Here is a 23,027-nt window from a genome sequence, read left to right as displayed (position 1 = left end):
CGTTTATGATAGATCAATCCGTGATATGTGCAATAGCAACCGCCCCCGGCATGGGAGCATTAGCTGTGATCCGGCTTTCGGGTAAAGGTAGTATTGAACTCTGTGAGCGGCTGTTTGTTTCGCCATCAGGGAAACGACTGGCGGCAGCACGCCCGAATACCGTGCATTTCGGCAAAATCATGGAAGGAGAGGAGATGATCGACGAAGTTCTGGTTACTGTTTTCCGTGCCCCGCACTCCTTCACGGGTGAAGATTCTATCGAGATATCCTGTCATGGTTCCGTCTATATCCAACAGCGTCTGTTGCAGTTACTGATTACTTCCGGAGCCCGTTTGGCCACTCCCGGGGAATTTACGCAACGGGCATTCTTGAATGGTAAAATGGATCTGTCACAAGCGGAAGCCGTGGCAGACCTGATTGCCTCGTCCTCGTCAGCCGCCCATAAAATGGCGCTAAACCAGATGCGGGGTGGCTTTTCCGACGAATTGATGAAATTGCGTATGGAACTTTTGCGTGTTACTTCATTGCTTGAATTGGAACTCGATTTCTCGGAAGAGGATGTCGAGTTTGCCGACCGCTCCGAACTACGTTCCATTGCGGTGGGTATCGATACCTTGATTTTCCGCTTGTGTGATTCCTTTTCTTTGGGTAACGTGCTCAAGAATGGTATTCCGGTCGCTATCGTCGGGAACACGAACGTGGGGAAAAGTACCTTGCTGAATGCCCTTCTTCGGGAAGACCGGGCTATTGTTTCCGATATCGAAGGAACCACCCGTGACGTCATCGAGGACACGATCAACCTGCAAGGTATCACCTTCCGTTTTATCGACACCGCGGGTATCCGCCATACCGACGATAAAGTGGAATCCATGGGAATCGAGCGCACTTTCTCCAAAATAGAACAAGCCCGCGTAGTGCTACTTCTTGTCGATACGACCAAAGATATCTCGAACTTTGTCCCGTATTATACCCGTGTCAAAGAACGTCTGGCTACCGATGCCCGCCTGCTGATCCTTCTCAACAAAATCGACTGTTTCCAAACCTCGGATTCCCTCGTGGCTGAAATTGCCGCCCTCTCTTCCGGCGAACCCATTCTGCCCATCTCCGCGAAGACAGGGTACAAGATCCCCGACCTAGTGGAACAGCTTGTTGCTACCGTCAACATCAACGCCCTTTCCTCCGGCGACGTTATTGTCAGTAACGCCCGCCACTACGAAGCCCTATCCCGCGCCCGCTCCGCTATCGAACGTGTCATTTCCGGTCTGGACTCTCACCTTAGCGGTGAATTTATCTCCCAAGACATCCGCGAATGCCTCCATTACCTCGGCGAAATCACCGGACAAATTACAACGGATGAAGTGCTGGGGAATATATTCAAGAACTTCTGCATCGGTAAATAGACATTCTGTGTGGGAAAATAAAGACAAGAAAGGAAAAGCATAAAAAGAGCAAATATAAAATCATAAATAACATAATATCAGTAGATTAATCTCAAAAGAACATTTTCTTATTTTTGTCGTATTTTCTGTGAGATTCTATATATTTTCTGTATTTTTGTCCCTAGTTTGTACCCCACATTCAAAATGAGGGACAAAAAACAGTCCCTTGAGGGACAAATTTAATTCTATTAGTAATTACTTTAACAGAAGATATTATGGCAAAGAAAACTAGCGAACAGAAAGAACCTGTAAAACTTCGAGAGAAACCATTGGCTAACGGAAGTAGAAGTTTGTATCTTGACATATACCGAAATGGCAAGAGGCATAAGGAGTATTTGAAACTTTATCTTTTCGACGCCAAAACTCCTGCAGAAAAAGAGCAGAACCGTCAGACGTTGGCAACTGCTCAAGCCGTTAAAGCTAAACGAACTATTGAACTTCAAAACGGAGAGTATTCATTTACTAAACAGTTTAAAGAGAATACTCCTTTTCTCGAATACTACCGCAACATGGTTGAAGAAAGACGTAAGAACCCAGAGTCTCAAGGTAATTGGGGAAATTGGCGTAGTTGCCTCCGATACCTTGAAATATATTGTGATGAGACGACAACATTTCGTGATGTTACTCCAGAGTTTATTTTGGGTTTCAAATCTTTCTTGGAAAATGTCGAAAAAGATATATATAAAAGAACTACAGGTGTACGCCGTGAGCGCGATACCTTTCAGGGATTATCCCAAAATTCAAAAGTTTCATATTTCAACAAGTTGCGTGCTTGCATTAATCATGCTTTTGATGAAAGGATTATTGCTGTAAATCCACTCCGTGGTATTGAAGGTTTCAAAGCGGCAGAAAGTAAACGTGATTACCTGACATTGGAAGAAGTAAGGATTTTGGTCAAGACTTCTTGCCGTTTTCCTGTATTAAAAAGAGCTTTTCTGTTTTCATGTCTTACGGGGCTACGCAAAAGTGACATTCAGAAACTGACATGGAGCGAAGTGGAAAAGTTTGGTGATTTCACACGAATTATTTTCAGGCAAAAGAAAACAGGGGGACAGGAATATCTTGATATCAGTCCTCAAGCTGAGAAGTATATGGGTGAACGTGGAAAACCTGAAGACAGTGTCTTTAGTGGATTCACATACGGCTCATGGACATCCGTTGAATTGAAGCGCTGGGCATGGGAAGCAGGAATCCAAAAAGATTTAACTTTTCATTGTGGAAGGCATACTTTTGCTGTACTGATGCTTGATTTAGGAACTGACATATATACTGTATCAAAATTACTTGGCCATAGAGAAATTTCTACTACACAAATTTATGCTAAAGTATTGGATAAAAACAAACAAAATGCAGTATCTCTTATCCCCAATATAGACCAACCTATTGATCATGATTAAGCAAAACATAGTTATCAAAATAGTTAAGATTACCCGTTTAACAGGTGAAATAAAATATCACATTGATGTCAACGGAGTTGTTGACCTTGACCTCTTTGTACCAGATATAATGTATCTTAATTCATGGATGGAAGAGATATATGCTTATGTTCTGAAAGATAAATCACAGAGGCTGGAAAAATTAATAACTAATATAGGATTTAACGATGCCATAGAGAAATACATTCAAAATCATAGAAATGAGATTAAACCATCTATACTTGAAGTATTAGAAAACTACTTTTTTACTTCAAGAGAGCTATTTACACTTTGCGAAGAAAACAGTATGGAACGTAGAGGTAAATACATATATCTTATTGAACCATTGGCAAAAGCACAAATCGCCGAACTTTTGGATAGAGCTATTGGTGCAGGTATATTAGATAAGTATTATCAACCAGTACCTGGAGTCAGACTACTGCATCTTAAAATCATTGCTTATGCCATATCATTTATATGTAAACTAAAGCATCCTTATACTCTTTTCGAGAAACAATGGGGACGGAAGGAAACTATGAGAATAAGCACCTGTAAAACTCCCAAATTTATAACAGAAGAGTATGAATTAACAAAGTCTTTATATCCAGAAGTAGATTTCTCTGAATTGGAGCCACAGCATAAAATAACCGTATTCTATACACCCCAAGATGTAGATGACATCTATGACATGTATCAAGATTTGATAAAGTACAAATACATTGCCACAAATACAGCATTTGACACATTCAAAGGTATAGTAGGAAAAGCAGATTTTTCAGAGCCTGTCGAATGGCTTAAGGGGCAACGACAACTGGGTTATTTTATTTATTTAGCTTTCAATAAACACAACAGTAAGGATTTATGGATTAAAGGAGAATGCTGTTTTTATATAAAAGGTGAGCCCCCTCATAGAAATTCATTTCTATCAGGATACAGCTATATAAAACGGACTGGATTGATAGATAAATATGATTTTAGGCTCAAAGCTATATGTAATAAATTCAATCATATTGATTCCACAGAATCATGTATAAACGGTCGTTTGATACATACCAGCAAATATGTATTTTATAGTAGCAAGTCTGAAGATAAGAAAAGAAAAATGTTTTCTGCCTTATTGGCGGGAGAGTATATATCTCCAGATACTACTTATACTATCTTTAGTGGTATTTTTGAAGAAATTGATTTCAAGCAGCCTGTGGTGTGGATAAAGAAACAATGTTCGTTAATTTATTTCATCTATATGGTGTTTAAAGATGAAAACCCATACGATTTATGGGCAAAATGCGTATATTGTTTTCGTTTACAAAACAATAAGATTATTAATAGACGAAGTCTTGACGGAAATCGAATAACACTTATGAAAACAGATAAACCTTATAATATTGAACTGAAGAGAATTGCTGAGGAATATAACGATAATGTCAACAGTGCTGACGCATCTATGAATATGGTTGCTGATGCACATATTATTAACACTTAAAAACATTCAAAAAAATGACAAAGATTAATGCTATGCACCTCTCTCTTTTTGAAAAGACTGATGCGTGGTTCTAAATGGACACCTGCGCATACCGGTAAAGATGGGTTATTCCGGTTGGTCAGACTCGCCCATAGTATTTACACAAATGAAGTAGTAACTCGAATAAAGAGTTATCATAGATTTGTTACTGATTTCGTAAACTCGACACAGTATCATGATGAAAATGATGCATGGAGCAAGAATGAGCATCAGAAGAATTACCGCACCATTGCAGAACTTCTGACTAATCACGAAAAAATTGTACGCAGGTATTTTGACTGTGATGTGTTAAACGAACAAATAATCACTAATCTCCTCAGTGAATTTTATGCATACGATTTACATGAATTGAAAGCTTCTGATGGTACCTTGACAGGCACCACGAATTCTCAGGATTGTAATTTAATATCTTTATTTGACAATAATACTCTAGACCTCATTGTGCGTCTTGCCAATGAGGTTGGTTTATTTACAGAGGTTTTGGATGCAGGAGAAATCATCAGAAAATATCAAAATAAAGATTTTATACCTATTATTTCAAGCAATAATACTCGACTTGTATTAGTACTTGACAGACTGGCCTATCATAATATCATACCATATAATTGGCAATCATTAATTGAGCGTAAAAAACTAATATTAAGTTCTTCTGGCAATAAATACCTGGATAAGCATAATATGGCGTCTACACTCAACCGTGTAAAAGATATGCCATTGAGCCCGCAGTATAAGAGATTACTGTCAATAGTCGACCAGTACATACAGCAAATCAAAGACAGGTAAAACAAGCAAAAGCAATAGAATATGTTGATACTTGTATTGAGAATAATATTGAGACTCAATAGTATCAACATTCTGGTGTATTCCATAGCATTTAACTTTGCCCTCCGTAATCGATTACAACGGAGGGCAAAACCTTTTAATGTCAAACGCTAAATTCAATCAAATGAAACATCGAGAAACAATGTACGGCAATAAAAGAATCTCTGACTGCATGAAACAGATTGACAATTTGATTCTATGTATGACGAAAGAGAAACCGTTGGAACGTATCAGAGCGTTAGAGCAGAAGATTAATGAGGTAGAAAAAATCAGCAATCTTGAAGACGTCATTAATCAGATTAAAAAAGAACTATGGTCAACAAAAGAAGTTCTATCATCATCGGAAGTTTGTGCTTTTCTGGGTATCTCTGAAAGCTATTTGTATAGGCTTACTTCATTGAAACAGATTCCTCATTACAAACCAAATGGTAAAATGATCTTTTTTAACCGTAAAGAATTATGCGAATGGATATTGAGAAATCCTGCAAAAGTAGTTGAAAGTTCACCAACAATAAATAAGATTGCATTATGACAAAAAAAGAATTAGAAATATTGTTATCCCGAGTTGAAGGAATTAAGTCACTCCTTGAGAGTAATTCACTTGAACAATTCCAGCAAGAGGTATTAAAAGTGGAGAATTATCTCAAACGATTCGGTTCGCTTGCCGAATTACTATCTCATCTTGAAAAACTTGAGAATATGGCATACGCAGCGAAAGACTTTCTGAGCATAGATGAAGTAGCGACCTATCTAAATATATCAAAAAGTTCAGTATACAAGATAACTTCTTCCAAAGAACTAACTGTATATAAGCCAAATGGCAAAAACATTTTCATTCTACGTTCCGATTTGAATGGTTGGATTAAACGTAACCCTTGCCTTTCAAATGACGAACTTGAAAAGCAGGCTAATATTGTAGCATATAATCTGGAAAGATCCAATAAGCAAAAGCGAAATAACAAGAACAACAAGTTATGAAAAATGATTTGATCATGTCCAATAATCTAAGGATTGATGAAGAGAAATATAAATCAATCCTGAAATACATCAGGTTGAATGTAACTGAGAAATATGACTTTCCCCAGGAAATAGTACAGATTGATGGAATTACGATAGCTACACTGGGAAACTTCAGCGCATCTACCGGGAAGCCCAAAAGTAAGAAGACATTCAATGTAAGCGCCATTGTTGCTTCTGCCCTATCAGGAAAGGAAGTTCTGAAATATAAGGCAAATCTGCCTGAATGTAAAAATAAGATTCTTTACATTGATACCGAACAAAGCAAATGTCACTGCCATAAGGTATTACACAGAATCCTATCTCTTGCCGGGTTGCCTACCGATCAGGAAAATGACAGGATTGAGTTCTTCGTGCTTCGTGAATATACCCCTGACCAGCGCAGGGATATAATACGCTGGGCCTTACATGAAGAAACTAACATAGGTCTTGTCGTGATTGATGGTATAAGGGATCTTATACATGACATCAACAGTCCGAGCGAGTCGCTTGATATCATAAACGAACTTATGAGATGGTCAAGCTATTACGAACTGCACATCCATACTGTACTGCACCTTAACAAAGGGGATGACAATACACGAGGTCATGTGGGTACTGAATTGAACAACAAGGCTGAAACAGTTCTTCAAATCTCGAAGAATATGGAGAACGGAAATATTAGTGAAGTAAGAGCCATGCACATAAGGGACAAGGAATTTACTCCTTTTGCATTTGAAATTGGAAAAGATTCGCTGCCTCACCTTGTAAGCGACTACCAATTCAAAATGAACAAAAGGGACAAATTGACATCGTATGTGGATATGACCGAACAACAACACCGCAGCGCTCTTGAAATCGCATTCCAAGACGGACCAGTAGTCGGATATCAGGCATTACTGGATGCTCTGAAAAAAGGATATGACAGCATTGGGTATGCCCGTGGACGGAACACACTTGTGAACCTCTGCAAATTCCTCCTCCAGCACGAAGCAATCTTGAAGGACGGCAGAGGGTATTCATTCAATGAGAAATTCAGCATCTGAACCGGGTTGGTTTAGTTTGCGGGTATATATAACAGAACTGTACCAAACAATGATTTGACCATGAACATATCAGATGCTAAACAAATCCGACTTGTGGAATTTCTCCGCAAGCTAGGTTTTTCACCTGTAAAAAGGCGAAATTACCAGTACTGGTACATAGCCCCATATCGGGATGAAAAGACAGCTTCTTTTAAAGTGAACGACCAGTTAAATGAATGGTATGACTTTGGAATATCCGAAGGTGGCAGTATTATAGAACTGGGTATGAAGATTTATAATACACACAATATCAGTGACGTACTTCGGAAGATTGATGAAGTAACGAAAGGATTACCTTCATACCAATATAGAACAACCTCAGTTAATACGGCTGACATGGAGGAAGTCATTCAGGAGTTAAAAGTCCTGCCACTGACAAATCATGCTTTGTTGTCCTATGTCGCATCAAGGAATATAGATACAGAGCTGGCAAAGCATCATTGTGTGGAAATACATTATAATCTGCGTCGTCGGCACTATTTTTCAATAGCATTCAGAAACAAGTCTGGAGGTTTTGAGGTCAGGAACCCATATTTTAAGGGCTGCATAATGGGTAAAGACATATCGCATATTCTGTACGAGCAGTCAATCATCCAAAAACATGTTTGTGTTTTCGAAGGTTTTATGGACTTCCTATCCTATCTTACGCTGAAAAAGGAATGTGATACGATTGTGTGTGTGCATCCTCCGTGTGATTATATAATAATGAATTCTGTAAACAATCTGAAGAAGACTCTTTATACACTAGAATCCTATGAGTACATTCATTGTTATCTTGACAATGATCTTGCTGGAATAAAAACGGTAGAAACATTCTGCGGACTCTTCGGAATGAAAGTGGTTAATGAAGCCATTCGCTATTCAGAATACAAAGACTTGAACGATTATCTGAAGAAGAAAAAATGCTGAAGCATTGATTCACTCTATATCCTACATGAAAAGCTCTCCTTCGGGAGGGCTTTTTTCATATTAAAAATGTCTCAAAAAGCATATTTAGAGTATGATTTAGAGTATGATTGTTGCTTTTTACCGTATTATTTCCCTAAAATCATCAATTTACAGCAAAAATATTTCTGAAAATGAAATCTAATATCTTCCTTTGTGAAATCATACTATACAATACTTTAATATCATACTTTATAAATATGAAATCATACTTTATTTTCGCCATTTTCCTAACGATAGCCTACATCATCTATTATGTTGTAATCATCACACAGGAACTGTATGGCAAAAAAAAGGACGGAAAGCCGGAGGAAGAGGTATTTAATATTGACTCCGATGAAGAAGAAGAGGAAAGCATCAGTGTGACGGAAAGCGATACAGGCTTCAACGTAGGCAGTGAACAGTATGAAACGGAGTATCATGATTCTGCAGCCAATGAAGAAGCACCTGAGCCAGCCCCTCCAGAAGAAACTGCCGCCATGAGACTTGCACGCATGAAGGCGAAAGCAGAGGAACGCATGGAAGAGGCGGAGCCATACCTGTCAGATACCTATTCTGCAGAAGACATGTACAAGGCCATGGTATCCGGCGGCCATCTGGAGAACCGACCGGCAATGGTCTGGAACCCATTGAAAGACAAACTGTAACACAATACAATGCAACAAACGAGAAAACTACTATGTACTTTATTCCTGACGATGCCCTATTACGCCTTCGCCAAATGCGGAAGCGTGAACTACAGTTGGGGTGCCGATTCACTGGCCACGATGCACGACTATGTGGTGACGATGATGCTGTATGTACTATATGTATGCTATGCCATTGCTTCAGTCCTTGCAATCGTGTCCGCGCTCCAGATCTACATTAAGATGAATACCGGAGAGGACGGAATCACCAAGTCCATCACTTCACTGGTTGGAGCGTGTCTTTTCATAATCGGTGCATCGGTTGTATTCCCGGCATTCTTCGGTTATCGGATCTGAACAGATTATTCAGAAAACTGAACTGTAACACAAACACAAGTATTCACCAAAAAGCTAAACAAGTATGTTCAAAAGAGTAAAAGGATTTTTCAAGGAAATGACATCAGCTACCTTAATTAAAGTACAGATGCTGATAATTGTACTGACATGCAGTGTATGTCCGATGATGGCACAGAATACGGCCGGAGACTATACTGCGGGAACCAATGCCCTGTCCACTGTGGCAGAGGAAATCGCAAAGTACGTGCCTATCATGGTAAAACTGTGCTATGCGATAGCCGGTGTAGTAGCTATAGTCGGTGCTATCAGCGTCTATATTGCCATGAACAATGAAGAACAGGATGTCAAGAAGAAGATTATGATGGTAGTGGGGGCCTGTATCTTCCTGATAGCTGCAGCCCAGGCACTTCCATTGTTTTTCGGTATCGGTGCGTAACGCAGAAAGAGACATGAAAAGAGAAGAGACACGCTATCCTGACTATCCGCTGTTCAAAGGACTGCAAAGGCCTCTTGAACTAATGGGCATACAGGGACGCTACATCTATTGGGCGGCTGGTGCGGCTGGTGGAGCCATTGTGGGCTTCATTGTCGCCTACTGCCTATTCGGCTTCATAGCTGGTCTTATCATGCTCTCTGCGGTACTGTCCACGGGAATCTCACTGATTATCATCAAACAGAGACACGGCCTACACTCCAAGCGTATCGACCGCGGAGTGTTCGTGTATGCCTGTTCGAAGAAAAAGTAACAGAACTAAAATGAACCATCATGAATCATGTGTGGCCTTATTGAATGTTGAACATGGGTGGGTTCGCCTTCTTAGGGGGCGGACCTGCCCTTATTTGATTGAAACCGAACATATATGACATTATATATAATTATAATCTTCATCGCCCTTTGTACCGGTATGGCCATATCGGTATATGCTTTCGGTACCGGAGGGAAACGCAAGCGCATATTCCAGGACATCTACTTCACCGTGGAGGAAGTGAACGGCGTGGGTGTGGTATATACCAAGACGGGCGAATACTCCGCTATTCTGAAAATGGAGAATCCGGTAGAGAAGTATTCGGCCAACACAGACGGATACTATGAATATACGCACCTCTTTTCCGCCCTGGCCCAGACTCTGGGTGAAGGATATGCGATTCACAAGCAGGATATATTTGTAAGAAAGCAGTTTGAGCCGGACAGCAATGAGCGCAAGGAGTTTCTTTCCGAATCCTATTTCAGATATTTCAAAGGCAGAAACTACACGGACAGCACATGCTATCTGACCATCACACAGGAATCAAAGAAAAGCGGGCTTTTCTCCTATGACAACAAGAAATGGCGGGATTTCCTAGTAAAGATACGCAAGGTACATGACCAGCTTCACGATGCAGGGATACAAGTCTCATTCCTGAATAAGGCAGATGCGAACTGCTATGTGGACCGCTTCTTCTCGATGGATTTCAAGAACAGAACAATATCTATGTCGAACATCAAGGCGGACGACGAGATGTTGGCGATGGGCGACAAACGCTGCAAGGTGTACAGTCTGGTGGACGTGGACTGTGTAAACCTGCCGTCACTCATACGCCCCTACATGAAAATGGAGGTGAACAACAGCGAAATGCCAGTTGACCTGCTGTCTGCGATTGACAGTATACCGGAAGCTGAAACGGTAGTGTATAACCAAATAATCTTCATGCCCAACCAAAAACGTGAGCTTGCAATGCTTGATAAGAAAAAGAACCGCCATGCGAGCATTCCGAATCCGGGCAACCAGATGGCCGTAGAGGACATCAAGCGTGTACAGGAAGTAATAGCGAGGGAAAGCAGACAATTGGTGTATGCCCACTACAACCTGATAGTGTCCGTGGCATCTGACACCGACATACAGAAATGTACAAACCATCTGGAAAACTGCTTCTCACGACTGGGAATACATATCAGCAAAAGAGCCTACAACCAGCTAGAACTGTTCATCAGCTCCTTTCCTGGTAACAGCTACAGTCTGAACGAAGATTACGACCGATTCCTTACACTCAGTGATGCGGCAGTATGCCTTATGTACAAGGAGCATATCCAACACAGCGAAGACAGTCCGCTGAAGATCTACTATACAGACCGTCAGGGCGTACCCGTTGCCATAGACATTACGGGAAAAGAGGGAAAGAACAAGCTGACTGACAATTCTAACTTCTTCTGTCTCGGCCCGTCGGGCAGCGGAAAAAGTTTCCACATCAACAGTGTGGTGCGACAGCTTCACGAACAGGGAACGGATGTGGTGATGGTAGATACGGGTAACTCCTATGAGGGACTTTGTGAATACCTCGGAGGGAAGTACATCAGCTATACGGAGGAAAAGCCGATTACGATGAATCCGTTCAATATTACGCAGGCAGAGCTGAACATCGAGAAAATAGACTTCCTGGAGAACCTGATACTGCTGATATGGAAAGGATCTGACGCACAAGTATCAGAGCTGGAATTCAGAATTGTGGAACAGATGGTGACTGACTACTATGATGCCTATTTTCATGGATTTGAAGGGTATGATCCTGTACAGAGAGAAACCCTTAGAAAGACACTGACTGCATACGAAAAGCGCAGGAACTCTGGCAATACGGAAGACCAGTCTTTACTTGAAAAAAAGGTAGAAGAACGGATCTCCCTGCTGGAGAAACGGCGCAAGGCATTGAAGGTAACTTCACTCTCGTTCAATACATTCTATGAATATTCGTGTGAACGACTGGAACTTATCTGTCTTGAGAACAACATATCTGGAATAGACTATGACAGGTACATATACATGATACAACCCTTCTACAAGGGAGGTACTTACGACAAAATTCTGAACGAGAATGTGGACACCACACTGTTTTCGGAAACCTTCATCGTATTTGAAGTGGATGCCATCAAGGAAAACAAGAAACTGTTCCCCATCGTGACACTCATTATCATGGACGTGTTCCTTCAGAAGATGCGTATCAAGAAGAACCGCAAGGTGCTAATTATTGAGGAAGCATGGAAGGCCATTGCCAGTCCGCTGATGGCAGAATACATCAAGTTTATGTACAAAACAGCAAGAAAATTCTGGGCGAGCGTAGGTGTGGTGACCCAGGAGATACAGGACATTATCGGTAGCGAAATCGTGAAGGAGGCCATCATCAACAACTCTGACGTAGTGATGCTTCTGGACCAAAGCAAATTCCGAGAGCGATTTGACAGCATCCAAACCATCCTCGGCCTGACGGATGTGGACTGCAAGAAGATATTCACAATTAACCGTCTCGAAAACAAGGACGGCCGAAGCTACTTCAGAGAGGTCTTCATCCGCAGAGGAACAACAAGCGGTGTGTATGGTGTGGAGGAGCCCCATGAATGCTATATGACCTATACGACAGAGCGTGCCGAAAAGGAAGCCTTGAAACTCTACAAGAAGGAATTATGCTGCAACCATCAGGATGCTATCGAAGCCTATTGCCGTGACTGGGATGCCAGCGGTATCAACAAGTCTCTTCCTTTTGCAAAGAAAGTGAATGAAGCGGGAAAAGTATTGAATCTCAAACCATCAAAAAAACAATAAGACAATGGAAAAAATTGACATCAGTAAAAGCGTGAAGTCGATAGACTTTGGGAAGCAGTATGGAGTTCGCGTTCAAAGGATATTTCAGACAAATGGGATATTCACAGTCAGAGACCTTTGCAGACAAAGCAAACAAGAGCTGGTGCATATTCGATATTTTAGTGAAAGAAGTATCTCAATGATTGAAGAAGTTCTGGGAAAATATGCATTACAGTTAGGTATGACAAACAAGGAAATGGACGAATATGCCGGTATTGACTTTCAAGAGAGCGGAAATCTATCAAACATTCCCATAGAAAAAGATACAGAAGCCGACAAATGGGAAGAACGAAGATATGAGATTGCCAAAGAGCTTTTTGTTCACCAGCATTTGTCAGCATATAATGCTGTAACAGAAGCGGACAGTCTTATTAAATATCTTAAAAACATGCCCAATAGTAACTGATAGTCCATGAAACATTCCACGTCAATGAAAAGAATGAATGTAAAGACGTATATATCAAACACGTACATTCCAACAGGTTCGTATATGGTTATCCGAAAGGCATTGATGCAGGCGGGTATTGTTACCATAGAGGATTTGTGCAGGAAAACCGAGGAAGAACTTTCAAGTATTCCTTTTATCAAAGGAAAGAACCTGCAGGCCATAAAGGATATGCTTGCCGAAAAAGGTCTGCATACCGGCATGAGCCAAGAGGAAATCAACGTGTATGATACCATTTATTGGAGTAACCTATAGCAAAAACAATCGTAAATGAAACACCTGTCACTTATCATAACAATACTACTGCTGGCTGTCACCCGACCCGTACATGCCCAGTATTACAGCGTGAACTACGATGCACGTACCGTAGCTGCCATGGCGGCCGCATTCGGTACGGAAGCCGTAGCGGAGGGCTATTACGGTGAACAGGTGGACAATATTCTGAAGCACTACAACGCCGCGGAAGTGGCCGCTACCGGAATATTTGCGTCGAAATTTCTTCAACACAAGGCTTTTACAGACCTGGGAATATGGTGCAGCAGTACGGAAAACTACTATTACCGCCGTATCTACCGCATGGTGGCAGAAAAAATCATGCCCAAAATTGTGGTTGTATCCAAACAGATGCTCCATTCGCCACAAACGGCCATCTACTGGGGCAGCTATCTGATGAAGGTATGCGACGACACGAAAAACCTGTGTATGCAGTTTGAGAGCATCGTGACCAACAGTTCACTAACCTTTTCGGACATCACTTTCCTGAAAATCAGCGAGGAAATAGCTCCGCTTCTGAGACTGTCGGAAATTGGTAACATTGACTGGCAGCGTATGCTGGACGATCTGGCCAGCGTTCCGGGTAACTTCACCAAGGAAAACCTGCATCAGGATATAGACAACCTATACAATCTGGGAGTGGGACTTACCACCTCCGGTACAGCCAATCTGGGAGAAGCCCTGCTGCAGGAAAGTGCGTTTCACAACCTGATGAACGGAAAGGTGGAGGAAATCTTCAATCTGTACGACCATTACGGCGGACTGATGGAACGCGCCGAACAGGATGCCGGCGGACTGCTGATTGATATGGTGGGCGGTCCGGACAACGTGGCCGGTCTCTTTGACATCAGCAACTATAACCTTACCCAGTGGATATCAGACTATCTGGATGAAACGGCTGGCACCTATTATACCCAGCGTTGGTATATAGCCCGCCGCGACCAGGGAAGCACCGTACTGTGTGACTACTATCCTCCCACAGACGACAACAGCATCCTCAACGGTGGTGAATGGACACGCTTTGCCACCACGGATGCCGGATTCTACCCGGACGCTTCGCAGAGAGAACAGGCACTGGCCAACTCAGAACGGTATGCGGGATGGTCGAGAGACCGTGTGGAACAGCTCAACAGGCAGAATGACGGATACAACTACAGTATAAACTACTGGATGAAGAGCTACATTATCAGTCGTGGCGGCAAACAGACCAAGAAAGCTTATGCCTATGAGATACATGTAAAGAAAAGCTGGAACCACGAGGAAATTGTATATGAAGAGGTGTTCGACTCCTACTCGATGGACCTGAATACCTTCAAGGCACAACTGAACGCACGGCTGTCGGAGTTCAACGAAAACGAGGACGGCTATACCTATTATATAGCATCGGACGGTAGGAACTACTACCAGGCCACGGATGAAGTGAAGCTGCATGGATGCGAAAGTGTGACCATCAGCGTAACATGCTCGGACGGGGTAACACTAGGACAAGGCAGTACACAGTACAAATGCCACAAGTGCGGAAAATCGCCGAACGCCCATACCAAGGAATGCTCGATGCAGACAACGGTGACAGACGACGAGTTGGATCTCTCGGAGCTGGACGGCATGATTCAGGAAGCGCAAAACAGGAAAGCATCGCTGGAAGCACAGATAAAGGCACTGGAGGACGAGAACGCCATACTGCTGAAAAAGATTTCGGAAGCCAGTGTGGAAGAAGCAGCCGTGCTCCGCCAGCAATACAATGCGAACAAGACGCAGATAGACAAGCTGAAGGCGGAACTTTCCGAATGTGAACGGAAACTGACGGAATATGAACAGGCCAAGGCCGATGCCGCAGAGGACAATTCGGTAGCTACGGATGACTATTACCGCATCCCGACCATCATGCAAGACTGCAAGACCACCTATGGACTCAGTTGGAAGGACAGCGGCTCATGGAATGGCTATACATTTGTCCGTAAGGCCACCATGCCCAACATTGACGGGGTAATCACATTCCGGGCAACGGTATCCATAGCCAGAAAGCCGAAATATTTTCTCGGCATCAAGATACACCGCGCCATCGTACAGATAAGCTGGGAACTGACCTCGGAGTACACGGATACCCATGTAGCCGAAGTAATCACTCTGGATCCGGGCATGTCGGATGCGGAAAAGACGAAACTGGTAAATGACCGCATAGCGGAAATTGCCCGCCAGTATCCGTCGTGCAAGATTACGACGGAATACATGAAAACACCTCCGCTGGAAGAGACGCCTACTGGAGAGGTATATCATCTGCTCTGGTCGAGTGACCGTCTGGAGATAGCCAGAGAAGTGGATTCGCGCATTACGAAAATATATGCAGACCTTGTATCACTGGAAAAGATGATGCACTACAAACGGAGTATCATTGACGTACTGAAGGACATCGCCCCTACACTAGACTGGGACGAGGGACGCCGCCGGACACTGGTAGAAGAATGCCATGAACGATGGGTAGAGAATGCCAGAAACCTTCCGGAAAGGACAAGCAGAAAGGAGACAGAGCCATGAAACAATATCTGATTATCGGTCTGTTGCTGATTACCCTTCTGCCGGATGCTGCAAAAGCCCAATGGACTTTTGATATTGTATCGGTAGAAGCCTACATCAACGACCACAAGAAACAACGCAGTCTGTTACTGGCACGCAGTACGCTGGAATACAGCAACAAGCTGCTGCATGAATACAGCCGGGACGAGGTAGGCAATTACAAGGAACTGAATATAGATCTGGACCGTTATACCCGGGCTTTTGACGTGATTGACGTGATGTACCAGTCGCTGCGGACGGTGCTGAATGTAAAGAACACCTACAACACGGTGAGCGACCGAATAAGTGACTACAAGGACATGCTGGGAGCCTATAACGAAAAGATACTGCAGCATGGACGTGTAGATCCGTCGGACCTGCTGATAATCACCATTAACGAAAGAGCCATACGGGATATTGCTCATGACGGAGAACAGCTGTACAAGTCGGTAAGTGACCTTGTGCTTTATGCAACGGGAGCCGCCGCCTGCTCGACCGCCGACCTGCTGATGGTACTGGAATCGGTGAACCGCTCACTGGATGACATCGAGCGTCATCTGAACCAGGCCTACATAGAGACCTGGAGATACATTCAGGTAAGAATCGGCTACTGGAAAGCGAAGATATACAGAGAAAGAACCAAACAGGAAATCATAGACGGTGCCTTCGGCCGCTGGCGCGGTGCCGGTCGTCTGGATTATTAACGATAAAAACAAAAAAGATATGAAGCAGACATCAAAGACATTAACACTGCTTGCCGTGATAGCCGTTCAGGCTACAATGGCCCATGCACAGTATGCTACCTACAACCATGACTCTCCCAAGCAGAATCAGATTACTGTAATGGAGACCGGTACGGGAGCGCTCACTCCGGAACTCTATTACTGGGCTCTGCACAACAAATACAAGAAAACGGCCGCCACAAAGAACAAGCTGTCGTTCCGCACAATCGCTGGAGCCAACCTTTACGGTCAGGTGGACGATGCGGAAGCAATTGATTCCGCACTGGTAAAACGTGCGGAAATAGAGGCCCTGAACGTAGCCGACCGTCAGATAGACCTTGCATGGCAGGCTGAAGGAGACAAGATAAACGGACAGATGGAACGCTTCAAGCGAAACATCGACCGCATCCTGACTGCCGGCGGTACCACCGACGACCGAGAAAGGTGGACAGAGTACTATCAAATCTATGAATGTGCCATAAACGCCACACGGGATGCCTACATGCCCAACGCCCAGCGCAAGAAGGAATACCTGCGCATCTATGAGGACGTGGCACGACAGAACGAGATACTTGTATGCTACCTGGCCAAGCGACAGAACGCTTCGCTGGCAAGTGAGCTTCTGAATGCGGAAGATGCGGGCCGAACTCCCGAGAAAGGAAGCATAGCCCGGGAAGCGATGAACCGATGGAACGAGTCGCGCTTTGCCGTCCGCGGCTCGCAGGGTACGGGCGGCACACAAGGCGGTGACGGAGAAGAAACAGTAAACAGATAAGAGGGAAAGGAGAAACAAATGGCAGACGGAAACATACTATCGGATTTCGGCATCAATATTCTCGAAGAGGAAATAGATGACGTGATATTCCAGACGAATGAATTTCTAACAGACGCGACCTTCACCGGGTCGCAGGGGCCGTTCTGGTGGATTCTACAAATGTGCATGGCACTGGCAGCCCTGTTTTCACTTGTCATGGCAGCAGGCATAGCCTATAAAATGATGGTAAAACATGAGCCGATGGACGTGATGAAGCTGTTCCGCCCTCTGGCTGTGTCCATTGTGCTTTGCTGGTGGTATCCACCTGCGGATACAGGTATGGCTAACAGCGGTAACAGCTGGTGTTTTCTGGACTTTCTGTCCTACATACCCAACTGCATAGGCTCGTACACGCATGACCTTTATGAGGCAGAGGCCACCCAAATATCAGACAAGTTTGCAGAAGTGCAGGAACTGATATATGTACGCGACACACTCTACACCAGCCTGCAGGCTCAGGCGGACGTGGCCCATACAGGAACCTCGGACCCCGGACTGATAGAGGCAACAATGGAACAGACCGGTGTGGACGAAGTGACAGGAATGGAAAAGGATGCAGCCAAACTGTGGTTTACCTCCCTGACCTCCGGTGTAATCGTGGGAATTGACAAAATCATCATGCTCATTGCCCTGATCGTATTCCGTATAGGCTGGTGGGCGACCATATATTGCCAGCAGATCCTGCTGGGAATACTGACCATTTTCGGTCCGATACAATGGGCATTCTCTCTCCTGCCGAAGTGGGAAGGTGCCTGGGCCAAATGGCTGACCAGATATCTGACCGTACACTTCTACGGAGCAATGCTGTACTTCGTGGGTTTCTACGTTCTGTTGCTGTTTGACATTGTACTGTGTATCCAGGTGGAGAACCTGACGGCGATAACCGCAAGCGAACAGACTATGGCAGCCTACCTGCAGAACTCGTTCTTCTCTGCTGGCTATCTGATGGCAGCAAGTATCGTGGCGCTCAAGTGTCTGAACCTGGTACCTGATCTTGCGGCATGGATGATTCCGGAAGGCGATACGGCATTCTCTACCCGAAACTTTGGAGAAGGGGTTGCCCAACAGGCCAAGATGACGGCAACTGGAGCCGTAGGAGGAATAATGAGATAATGCATACTGACTATACACATACGAAGATGAGACAAAATGACAAGATAGAAAAATGGTTGGAAGACAACTCTTTCACGGACTATATGCAGAAACGCACTATAGAAATATTCAACTACATTCTGAACAATTATCCGTATGATCCGAAATATGAAGAACTGGATGAATATTTCGATCGTGATGACCGGTATGTAGCACCGCTTGTGGACTATCTGGTGTACAGGCTGCACCTAGCCAAACTGAAGAGGAACTCCAAGAAGCGCAGAGAAGGAATCTGGTGGGTGTTCGTACAGGTCATCCTGCTTGGAGAATATGTAGAATGCTTCGCAGAAGAATTTAACCGGCTTCTGCCGGAACTGAGGATAAGCATCATTCCGATGCTTCATACGGAATATGTCAGGACAAAGAATAACTAAATATAATAATATGGTAATAAAGAACTTAGAGAACAAGATAAAATTGGTCGGTATAGTTTGTACCGCCTTTCTCATAGGATGCATAATCATAAGCGTATCAAGCATCTGGACAGCCCGCACCATGGTGACTGATGCACAGAAAAAAGTGTATGTGCTAGACGGCAACGTCCCTATACTTGTAAACCGAACAACTATGGACGAAACACTGGACGTAGAAGCTAGAAGTCATGTGGAGATGTTTCATCACTATTTCTTTACACTGGCACCTGATGACAAGTACATCCGTTACACGATGGAAAAGGCTATGTATTTGGTAGATGAAACCGGACTGGCGCAGTACAATACACTAAAGGAAAAAGGATTTTATTCCAACATACTAGGAACAAGTGCCGTATTTTCCATTTTTTGCGACAGTATAGCCTTCAATAAGGAAAAAATGGAGTTCACCTACTACGGCAGACAGCGGATTGAACGCCGTAGCAGTATCCTAATGCGTGAACTGGTAACTGCCGGTCAGTTGAAGCGTGTGCCGAGAACCGACAACAATCCCCATGGATTACTCATTACCAACTGGCGAACACTGCTGAACAAGGATATAGAACAGAAAACAAAGATAAACTACTAAAAAACGGAAATATGAACATAAAAGGATTCAGGCGGATGCTGTTTGGTGAAAAGATGCTTGACAAGAATGATCCGCAATACAAAGAACGCTACGAACGTGAGATAGAAGCAGGACGCAAGTTTGCCAAGGCAACCCGAATAGATGTGGCTGCAGCCAAGGTACAAAAGTTTGCCAACCTGCACAGGAATCTGTTTCTGGTTATCGTCTTTGCCTTTGTTTTAGGCGGACTGGTATGGAACATTTACCGTATCACTGTAGTGTATCGTCATCAGCCAGTACAGCGCACCGCAACCGAAATACAGGATTCCATATTGAGGGAACGGCGAAAAGCATTTTCCTTACCATCAGGACGTAACAACAATAAAGAGGAATACACAAGTCCATAAAAAAGCAGTTTCAGGGAAAAACAAGCAAACACAACTATGACACGTATGAACACAAGATTTGAAAGGATTGAAAAGGCTTCAGATGAATGGTACACCCCCAAAGAGGTGCTGGAGGCATTGGGTAAATTCGACCTTGACCCCTGTGCGCCGATTGCTCCATTATGGCCTACAGCTACGGTCATGTATGACAAACATATTGACGGATTGTCTCAAAAATGGGAAGGTCGTGTATGGCTCAATCCCCCTTATTCACGTCCGCTTATAGAGCAGTTCGTGCTTCGGCTGGCAGAACATGGCAACGGTATCGCATTGCTATATAACCGATGTGACTCCAAGATGTTTCAGGACATCATCTTCAAGAAGGCTATAGCCATGAAGTTTCTACGCCATCGCATCAGATTCTACCGTCCAGACGGTACACGCGGTAATTCTCCAGGATGCGGAAGTATTCTTATTGCCTTTGGAAAAGACAATGCAGAAATCTTAAAAACATGTACCCTTGAAGGAAAATATGTACAAATCAATTAAAGAGAGCAATGGAACTAATAGACAGAATCAAGCAAATCAACTGGAGACAGACGAAGTTCATGCTTCCCGCCATCCTCTATATTCCGCTGATGGGCGGGTCGTACTTCATCTTCGATCTGTTTCACACGGAAAAAGCAGATGTCCCCGACAAGACGCTACAGACGACTGAATTCCTGAATCCTGAACTGCCTGACGCACAGATAAAGAATGGAGACGGAATCGGCAGCAAGTATGAGAACATGGCAAAGTCCTGGGGTAAAATACAGGACTATTCAGCAGTGGACAACATTGAACGGGAAGAACCTGAAGAAAACAAGCAAACGTATGAATCACAGTACACAGACGATGACATTGCCCTGCTTGACAAACAGGAGCAGGACAAGGCTCTGGTCGAAAAAGAGACCGATACCCAAGAAAGAGAGAAAGAAGCCCTCGCAGAACTGGAAAAAGCCCTTGCGGAAGCACGGCTGAGAGGACAGGCAGTAACCGCCCCCATATTAGAGGATAGTACGGCAACCGAACAGCCGACAGACACTGCCGAGCAACCTGAAGGATATATCGACGAAGACAGCCGCACGGTAAAGGCCCCTTCGGAAACGGACAAAGCCAGCGAGGTAGTGAAGAAGGTCAAGACCACATCTGACTACTTCAATACCCTGTCAAGAGACATCCGAGAACCGAAACTCATTCAAGCCATTATAGACGAGAACATCAAAGCCGTTGATGGTTCGAGGGTAAGACTGCGCCTGCTTGACGATGTGGAGATAGACGAACACATCGTAAAACGTGGGTCTTATTTATATGCCACCATGAACGGTTTTTCTTCCGGCAGAGTGAAAGGAAGCATCAACAGCATACTTGTTGACGATGAACTGGTAAAGGTAAGCCTTTCACTCTATGATACGGACGGGCTGGAAGGACTCTATGTACCGAACAGCCAGTTCAGGGAAACCGGTAAAGATGTGGCCAGCGGAGCTGTGACCGGTAATATGAACATGAATACGGCAAGCTCAGGCAACAGCTTGACACAATGGGGTATGCAGGCCATGCAAAATGCCTACCAGAAGACAAGCAACGCCATCGGGAAGGCTATAAAAAAGAATAAGGTGAAGTTGAAGTACGGAACTTTCGTGTATTTGGTAAACGGGAATGAATCAAGGAACTAAACCAAAGGGATATGAAAAAGGATTTATCAAAGTACCATAAAGGTACTGACGGCTATCTGTACAATGATTTTCTGCCCCCGGAGAACACGGGAACATTTACCGGATTACTGGTAAGTATGGAATGGTGGCATCAAAAAGGGAAATATGCCCTGATATGCAACTTCAAGAAAGAAGACGGCAGCAGAATATCGCTGTTTGCATTCCAAAAACATACCGGATTTTACGGACCAAAATCGAAGAATGTAAATTTCAAGGAAGTTGACCTCGGAACACGATGGCTCTGTGAAATCAGAAAAAGCAATACAGGACGCCTTACCTGGTATGATGCGACACAGATAACTTAAACAACAACTGAGAGCGTATGATAAAACAAGACCAAATATACCATATGGACTGCCTAAAAGGGATGAAACAGATGGCCGACAGAAGCGTAGATGCCATAATAGCTGACCTACCATACGGAGTTCTGAACAACAGGAACATTTCTGCCAGTTGGGACAGACAGCTTCCTCTGGAAGACCTGTGGAAGGAATATCTGAGAATCAGCAAGCCGGAAAGTCCCATCATCCTATTTGGCCAAGGAATGTTCACAGCCAAGCTAATGCTTTCGCAACCTAAGATATGGAGATACAATCTGGTTTGGCACAAAGACCGTGTAACAGGATATCTAAACGCAAACCGTATGCCACTGAGACAGCATGAAGACATCATCGTGTTCTACAGAAGGCAGCCTGTTTACCATCCCCAGATGAAACCCTGTCCGGCGGAACAGAGGAACCATGGACGCAGCAAGACAAGCGGATTCACAAACCGCTGCTACGGGCAGATGAGTCTGACACCCATAAGGATAGCAGACGACAAATATCCTACATCAGTCATTGCAATTGCCAAAGAACACCGCAAGGGCTGTTTCTATCACCCCACGCAGAAGCCGGTAGCCTTGCTGGAGTATCTGATACGGACCTATACGGACGAAGGTGATACTGTACTGGACAGCTGCATAGGCTCAGGTTCTACTGCAGTGGCAGCCGTCCGCACAGGACGGCACTACATCGGATTTGAGACAGAGCAATCGTATTTCGAAACCGCCATTCACCGACTAGCTAATGAGATGGAACAGTTCCATCCGGATACGGAGATCAAGAAACAATAAATAACAGAATAAACATAC

General features: G+C 43.9%; 26 protein-coding genes. All 26 read left to right on the top strand.

Going from position 1 to position 23,027, the window contains the following annotated elements; translation table 11 throughout:
• The first annotated feature begins 5 nt into the window (after positions 1-5).
• Complete coding sequence (gene mnmE, locus H8S64_RS07235; RefSeq protein WP_186975551.1) at positions 6-1,400, top strand: tRNA uridine-5-carboxymethylaminomethyl(34) synthesis GTPase MnmE; 1,395 nt, start codon at positions 6-8, stop codon at positions 1,398-1,400.
• A gap of 254 nt (positions 1,401-1,654) precedes the next feature.
• On the top strand, positions 1,655-2,836 hold the full coding sequence (locus H8S64_RS07230) for a site-specific integrase (RefSeq protein ID WP_186975550.1): 1,182 nt from the start codon (positions 1,655-1,657) through the stop codon (positions 2,834-2,836).
• Positions 2,829-4,337, top strand: coding sequence for a hypothetical protein (locus H8S64_RS07225; RefSeq protein ID WP_255469464.1), 1,509 nt, complete (start codon positions 2,829-2,831; stop codon positions 4,335-4,337). The genes H8S64_RS07230 and H8S64_RS07225 overlap by 8 nt, the downstream gene beginning before the upstream one ends.
• Positions 4,338-4,385: 48 nt before the next feature.
• Positions 4,386-5,159, top strand: coding sequence for a hypothetical protein (locus H8S64_RS07220; protein WP_366482492.1), 774 nt, complete (start codon positions 4,386-4,388; stop codon positions 5,157-5,159).
• Positions 5,160-5,322: 163 nt separating this feature from the next.
• Positions 5,323-5,730: a helix-turn-helix domain-containing protein gene (locus H8S64_RS07215; RefSeq protein ID WP_128129116.1), complete on the top strand. Its 408-nt coding sequence runs from the start codon at positions 5,323-5,325 to the stop codon at positions 5,728-5,730.
• Positions 5,727-6,176, top strand: coding sequence for a helix-turn-helix domain-containing protein (locus H8S64_RS07210; protein WP_128129117.1), 450 nt, complete (start codon positions 5,727-5,729; stop codon positions 6,174-6,176). The genes H8S64_RS07215 and H8S64_RS07210 overlap by 4 nt, the downstream gene beginning before the upstream one ends.
• Complete coding sequence (locus H8S64_RS07205; RefSeq protein ID WP_186975549.1) at positions 6,173-7,240, top strand: AAA family ATPase; 1,068 nt, start codon at positions 6,173-6,175, stop codon at positions 7,238-7,240. Before H8S64_RS07210 ends, H8S64_RS07205 begins: the two co-directional genes overlap by 4 nt.
• Positions 7,241-7,300: 60 nt before the next feature.
• A complete protein-coding gene (locus H8S64_RS07200) occupies positions 7,301-8,188 on the top strand; it encodes a DUF8464 domain-containing protein (RefSeq protein WP_186975548.1) in 888 nt (295 codons plus the stop codon).
• Between the two features lie 236 nt (positions 8,189-8,424).
• On the top strand, positions 8,425-8,871 hold the full coding sequence (locus tag H8S64_RS07195; protein WP_186975547.1) for a hypothetical protein: 447 nt from the start codon (positions 8,425-8,427) through the stop codon (positions 8,869-8,871).
• A gap of 9 nt (positions 8,872-8,880) precedes the next feature.
• Positions 8,881-9,207, top strand: coding sequence for a DUF4134 domain-containing protein (locus tag H8S64_RS07190; protein ID WP_008142428.1), 327 nt, complete (start codon positions 8,881-8,883; stop codon positions 9,205-9,207).
• Between the two features lie 64 nt (positions 9,208-9,271).
• Complete coding sequence (locus H8S64_RS07185; protein WP_128129118.1) at positions 9,272-9,643, top strand: DUF4134 domain-containing protein; 372 nt, start codon at positions 9,272-9,274, stop codon at positions 9,641-9,643.
• Positions 9,644-9,656: 13 nt separating this feature from the next.
• Positions 9,657-9,953 carry a DUF4133 domain-containing protein gene (locus H8S64_RS07180; RefSeq protein WP_186975546.1) on the top strand — a complete coding sequence of 99 codons (297 nt, stop codon included), beginning with the start codon at positions 9,657-9,659 and terminating at the stop codon, positions 9,951-9,953.
• A 114-nt stretch (positions 9,954-10,067) separates the two neighbouring features.
• Positions 10,068-12,779 carry a TraG family conjugative transposon ATPase gene (locus H8S64_RS07175; protein WP_186975545.1) on the top strand — a complete coding sequence of 904 codons (2,712 nt, stop codon included), beginning with the start codon at positions 10,068-10,070 and terminating at the stop codon, positions 12,777-12,779.
• A gap of 4 nt (positions 12,780-12,783) precedes the next feature.
• A complete protein-coding gene (locus H8S64_RS07170) occupies positions 12,784-13,224 on the top strand; it encodes a hypothetical protein (RefSeq protein WP_186975544.1) in 441 nt (146 codons plus the stop codon).
• A 24-nt stretch (positions 13,225-13,248) separates the two neighbouring features.
• On the top strand, positions 13,249-13,518 hold the full coding sequence (locus H8S64_RS07165) for a DNA-directed RNA polymerase subunit alpha C-terminal domain-containing protein (RefSeq protein ID WP_154577798.1): 270 nt from the start codon (positions 13,249-13,251) through the stop codon (positions 13,516-13,518).
• 15 nt (positions 13,519-13,533) lie between these two features.
• Entirely contained in the window at positions 13,534-16,071 is a 2,538-nt protein-coding gene (locus H8S64_RS07160) for a coiled-coil domain-containing protein (protein WP_186975543.1), read from the top strand.
• On the top strand, positions 16,068-16,793 hold the full coding sequence (locus tag H8S64_RS07155; protein WP_186975813.1) for a hypothetical protein: 726 nt from the start codon (positions 16,068-16,070) through the stop codon (positions 16,791-16,793). Before H8S64_RS07160 ends, H8S64_RS07155 begins: the two co-directional genes overlap by 4 nt.
• A 19-nt stretch (positions 16,794-16,812) precedes the next feature.
• Positions 16,813-17,586: a DUF5045 domain-containing protein gene (locus H8S64_RS07150; protein ID WP_186975542.1), complete on the top strand. Its 774-nt coding sequence runs from the start codon at positions 16,813-16,815 to the stop codon at positions 17,584-17,586.
• A gap of 18 nt (positions 17,587-17,604) precedes the next feature.
• Positions 17,605-18,738, top strand: a complete 1,134-nt coding sequence (locus H8S64_RS07145; protein WP_186975541.1) for a hypothetical protein — start codon at positions 17,605-17,607, stop codon at positions 18,736-18,738.
• 26 nt (positions 18,739-18,764) lie between these two features.
• On the top strand, positions 18,765-19,151 hold the full coding sequence (locus H8S64_RS07140; RefSeq protein ID WP_186975540.1) for a hypothetical protein: 387 nt from the start codon (positions 18,765-18,767) through the stop codon (positions 19,149-19,151).
• A gap of 10 nt (positions 19,152-19,161) precedes the next feature.
• The gene (gene traK, locus H8S64_RS07135) at positions 19,162-19,776 is read left to right on the top strand and encodes a conjugative transposon protein TraK (protein ID WP_186975539.1); all 615 of its coding nucleotides are present in this window, start codon (positions 19,162-19,164) and stop codon (positions 19,774-19,776) included.
• A gap of 11 nt (positions 19,777-19,787) precedes the next feature.
• Positions 19,788-20,162, top strand: coding sequence for a hypothetical protein (locus H8S64_RS07130; protein ID WP_186975538.1), 375 nt, complete (start codon positions 19,788-19,790; stop codon positions 20,160-20,162).
• 45 nt (positions 20,163-20,207) lie between these two features.
• Positions 20,208-20,690, top strand: coding sequence for a DNA N-6-adenine-methyltransferase (locus H8S64_RS07125; protein ID WP_186975537.1), 483 nt, complete (start codon positions 20,208-20,210; stop codon positions 20,688-20,690).
• Between the two features lie 8 nt (positions 20,691-20,698).
• Positions 20,699-21,856, top strand: coding sequence for a conjugative transposon protein TraM (gene traM, locus H8S64_RS07120; RefSeq protein ID WP_186975536.1), 1,158 nt, complete (start codon positions 20,699-20,701; stop codon positions 21,854-21,856).
• A gap of 11 nt (positions 21,857-21,867) precedes the next feature.
• Positions 21,868-22,200 (top strand): hypothetical protein, encoded by a 333-nt coding sequence (locus H8S64_RS07115; protein ID WP_186975535.1) that lies wholly within the window; start codon positions 21,868-21,870, stop codon positions 22,198-22,200.
• Positions 22,201-22,217: 17 nt separating this feature from the next.
• On the top strand, positions 22,218-23,009 hold the full coding sequence (locus H8S64_RS07110) for a DNA-methyltransferase (RefSeq protein ID WP_186975534.1): 792 nt from the start codon (positions 22,218-22,220) through the stop codon (positions 23,007-23,009).
• Positions 23,010-23,027 lie beyond the last annotated feature (18 nt).

The sequence above is a fragment of the Butyricimonas hominis genome (genome assembly GCF_014287455.1).
Lineage (GTDB): Bacteria > Bacteroidota > Bacteroidia > Bacteroidales > Marinifilaceae > Butyricimonas > Butyricimonas muris.
The sequence above is the reverse complement of the archived record's forward strand: the minus strand, read 5'-3'. Positions and strand labels throughout refer to the sequence as shown.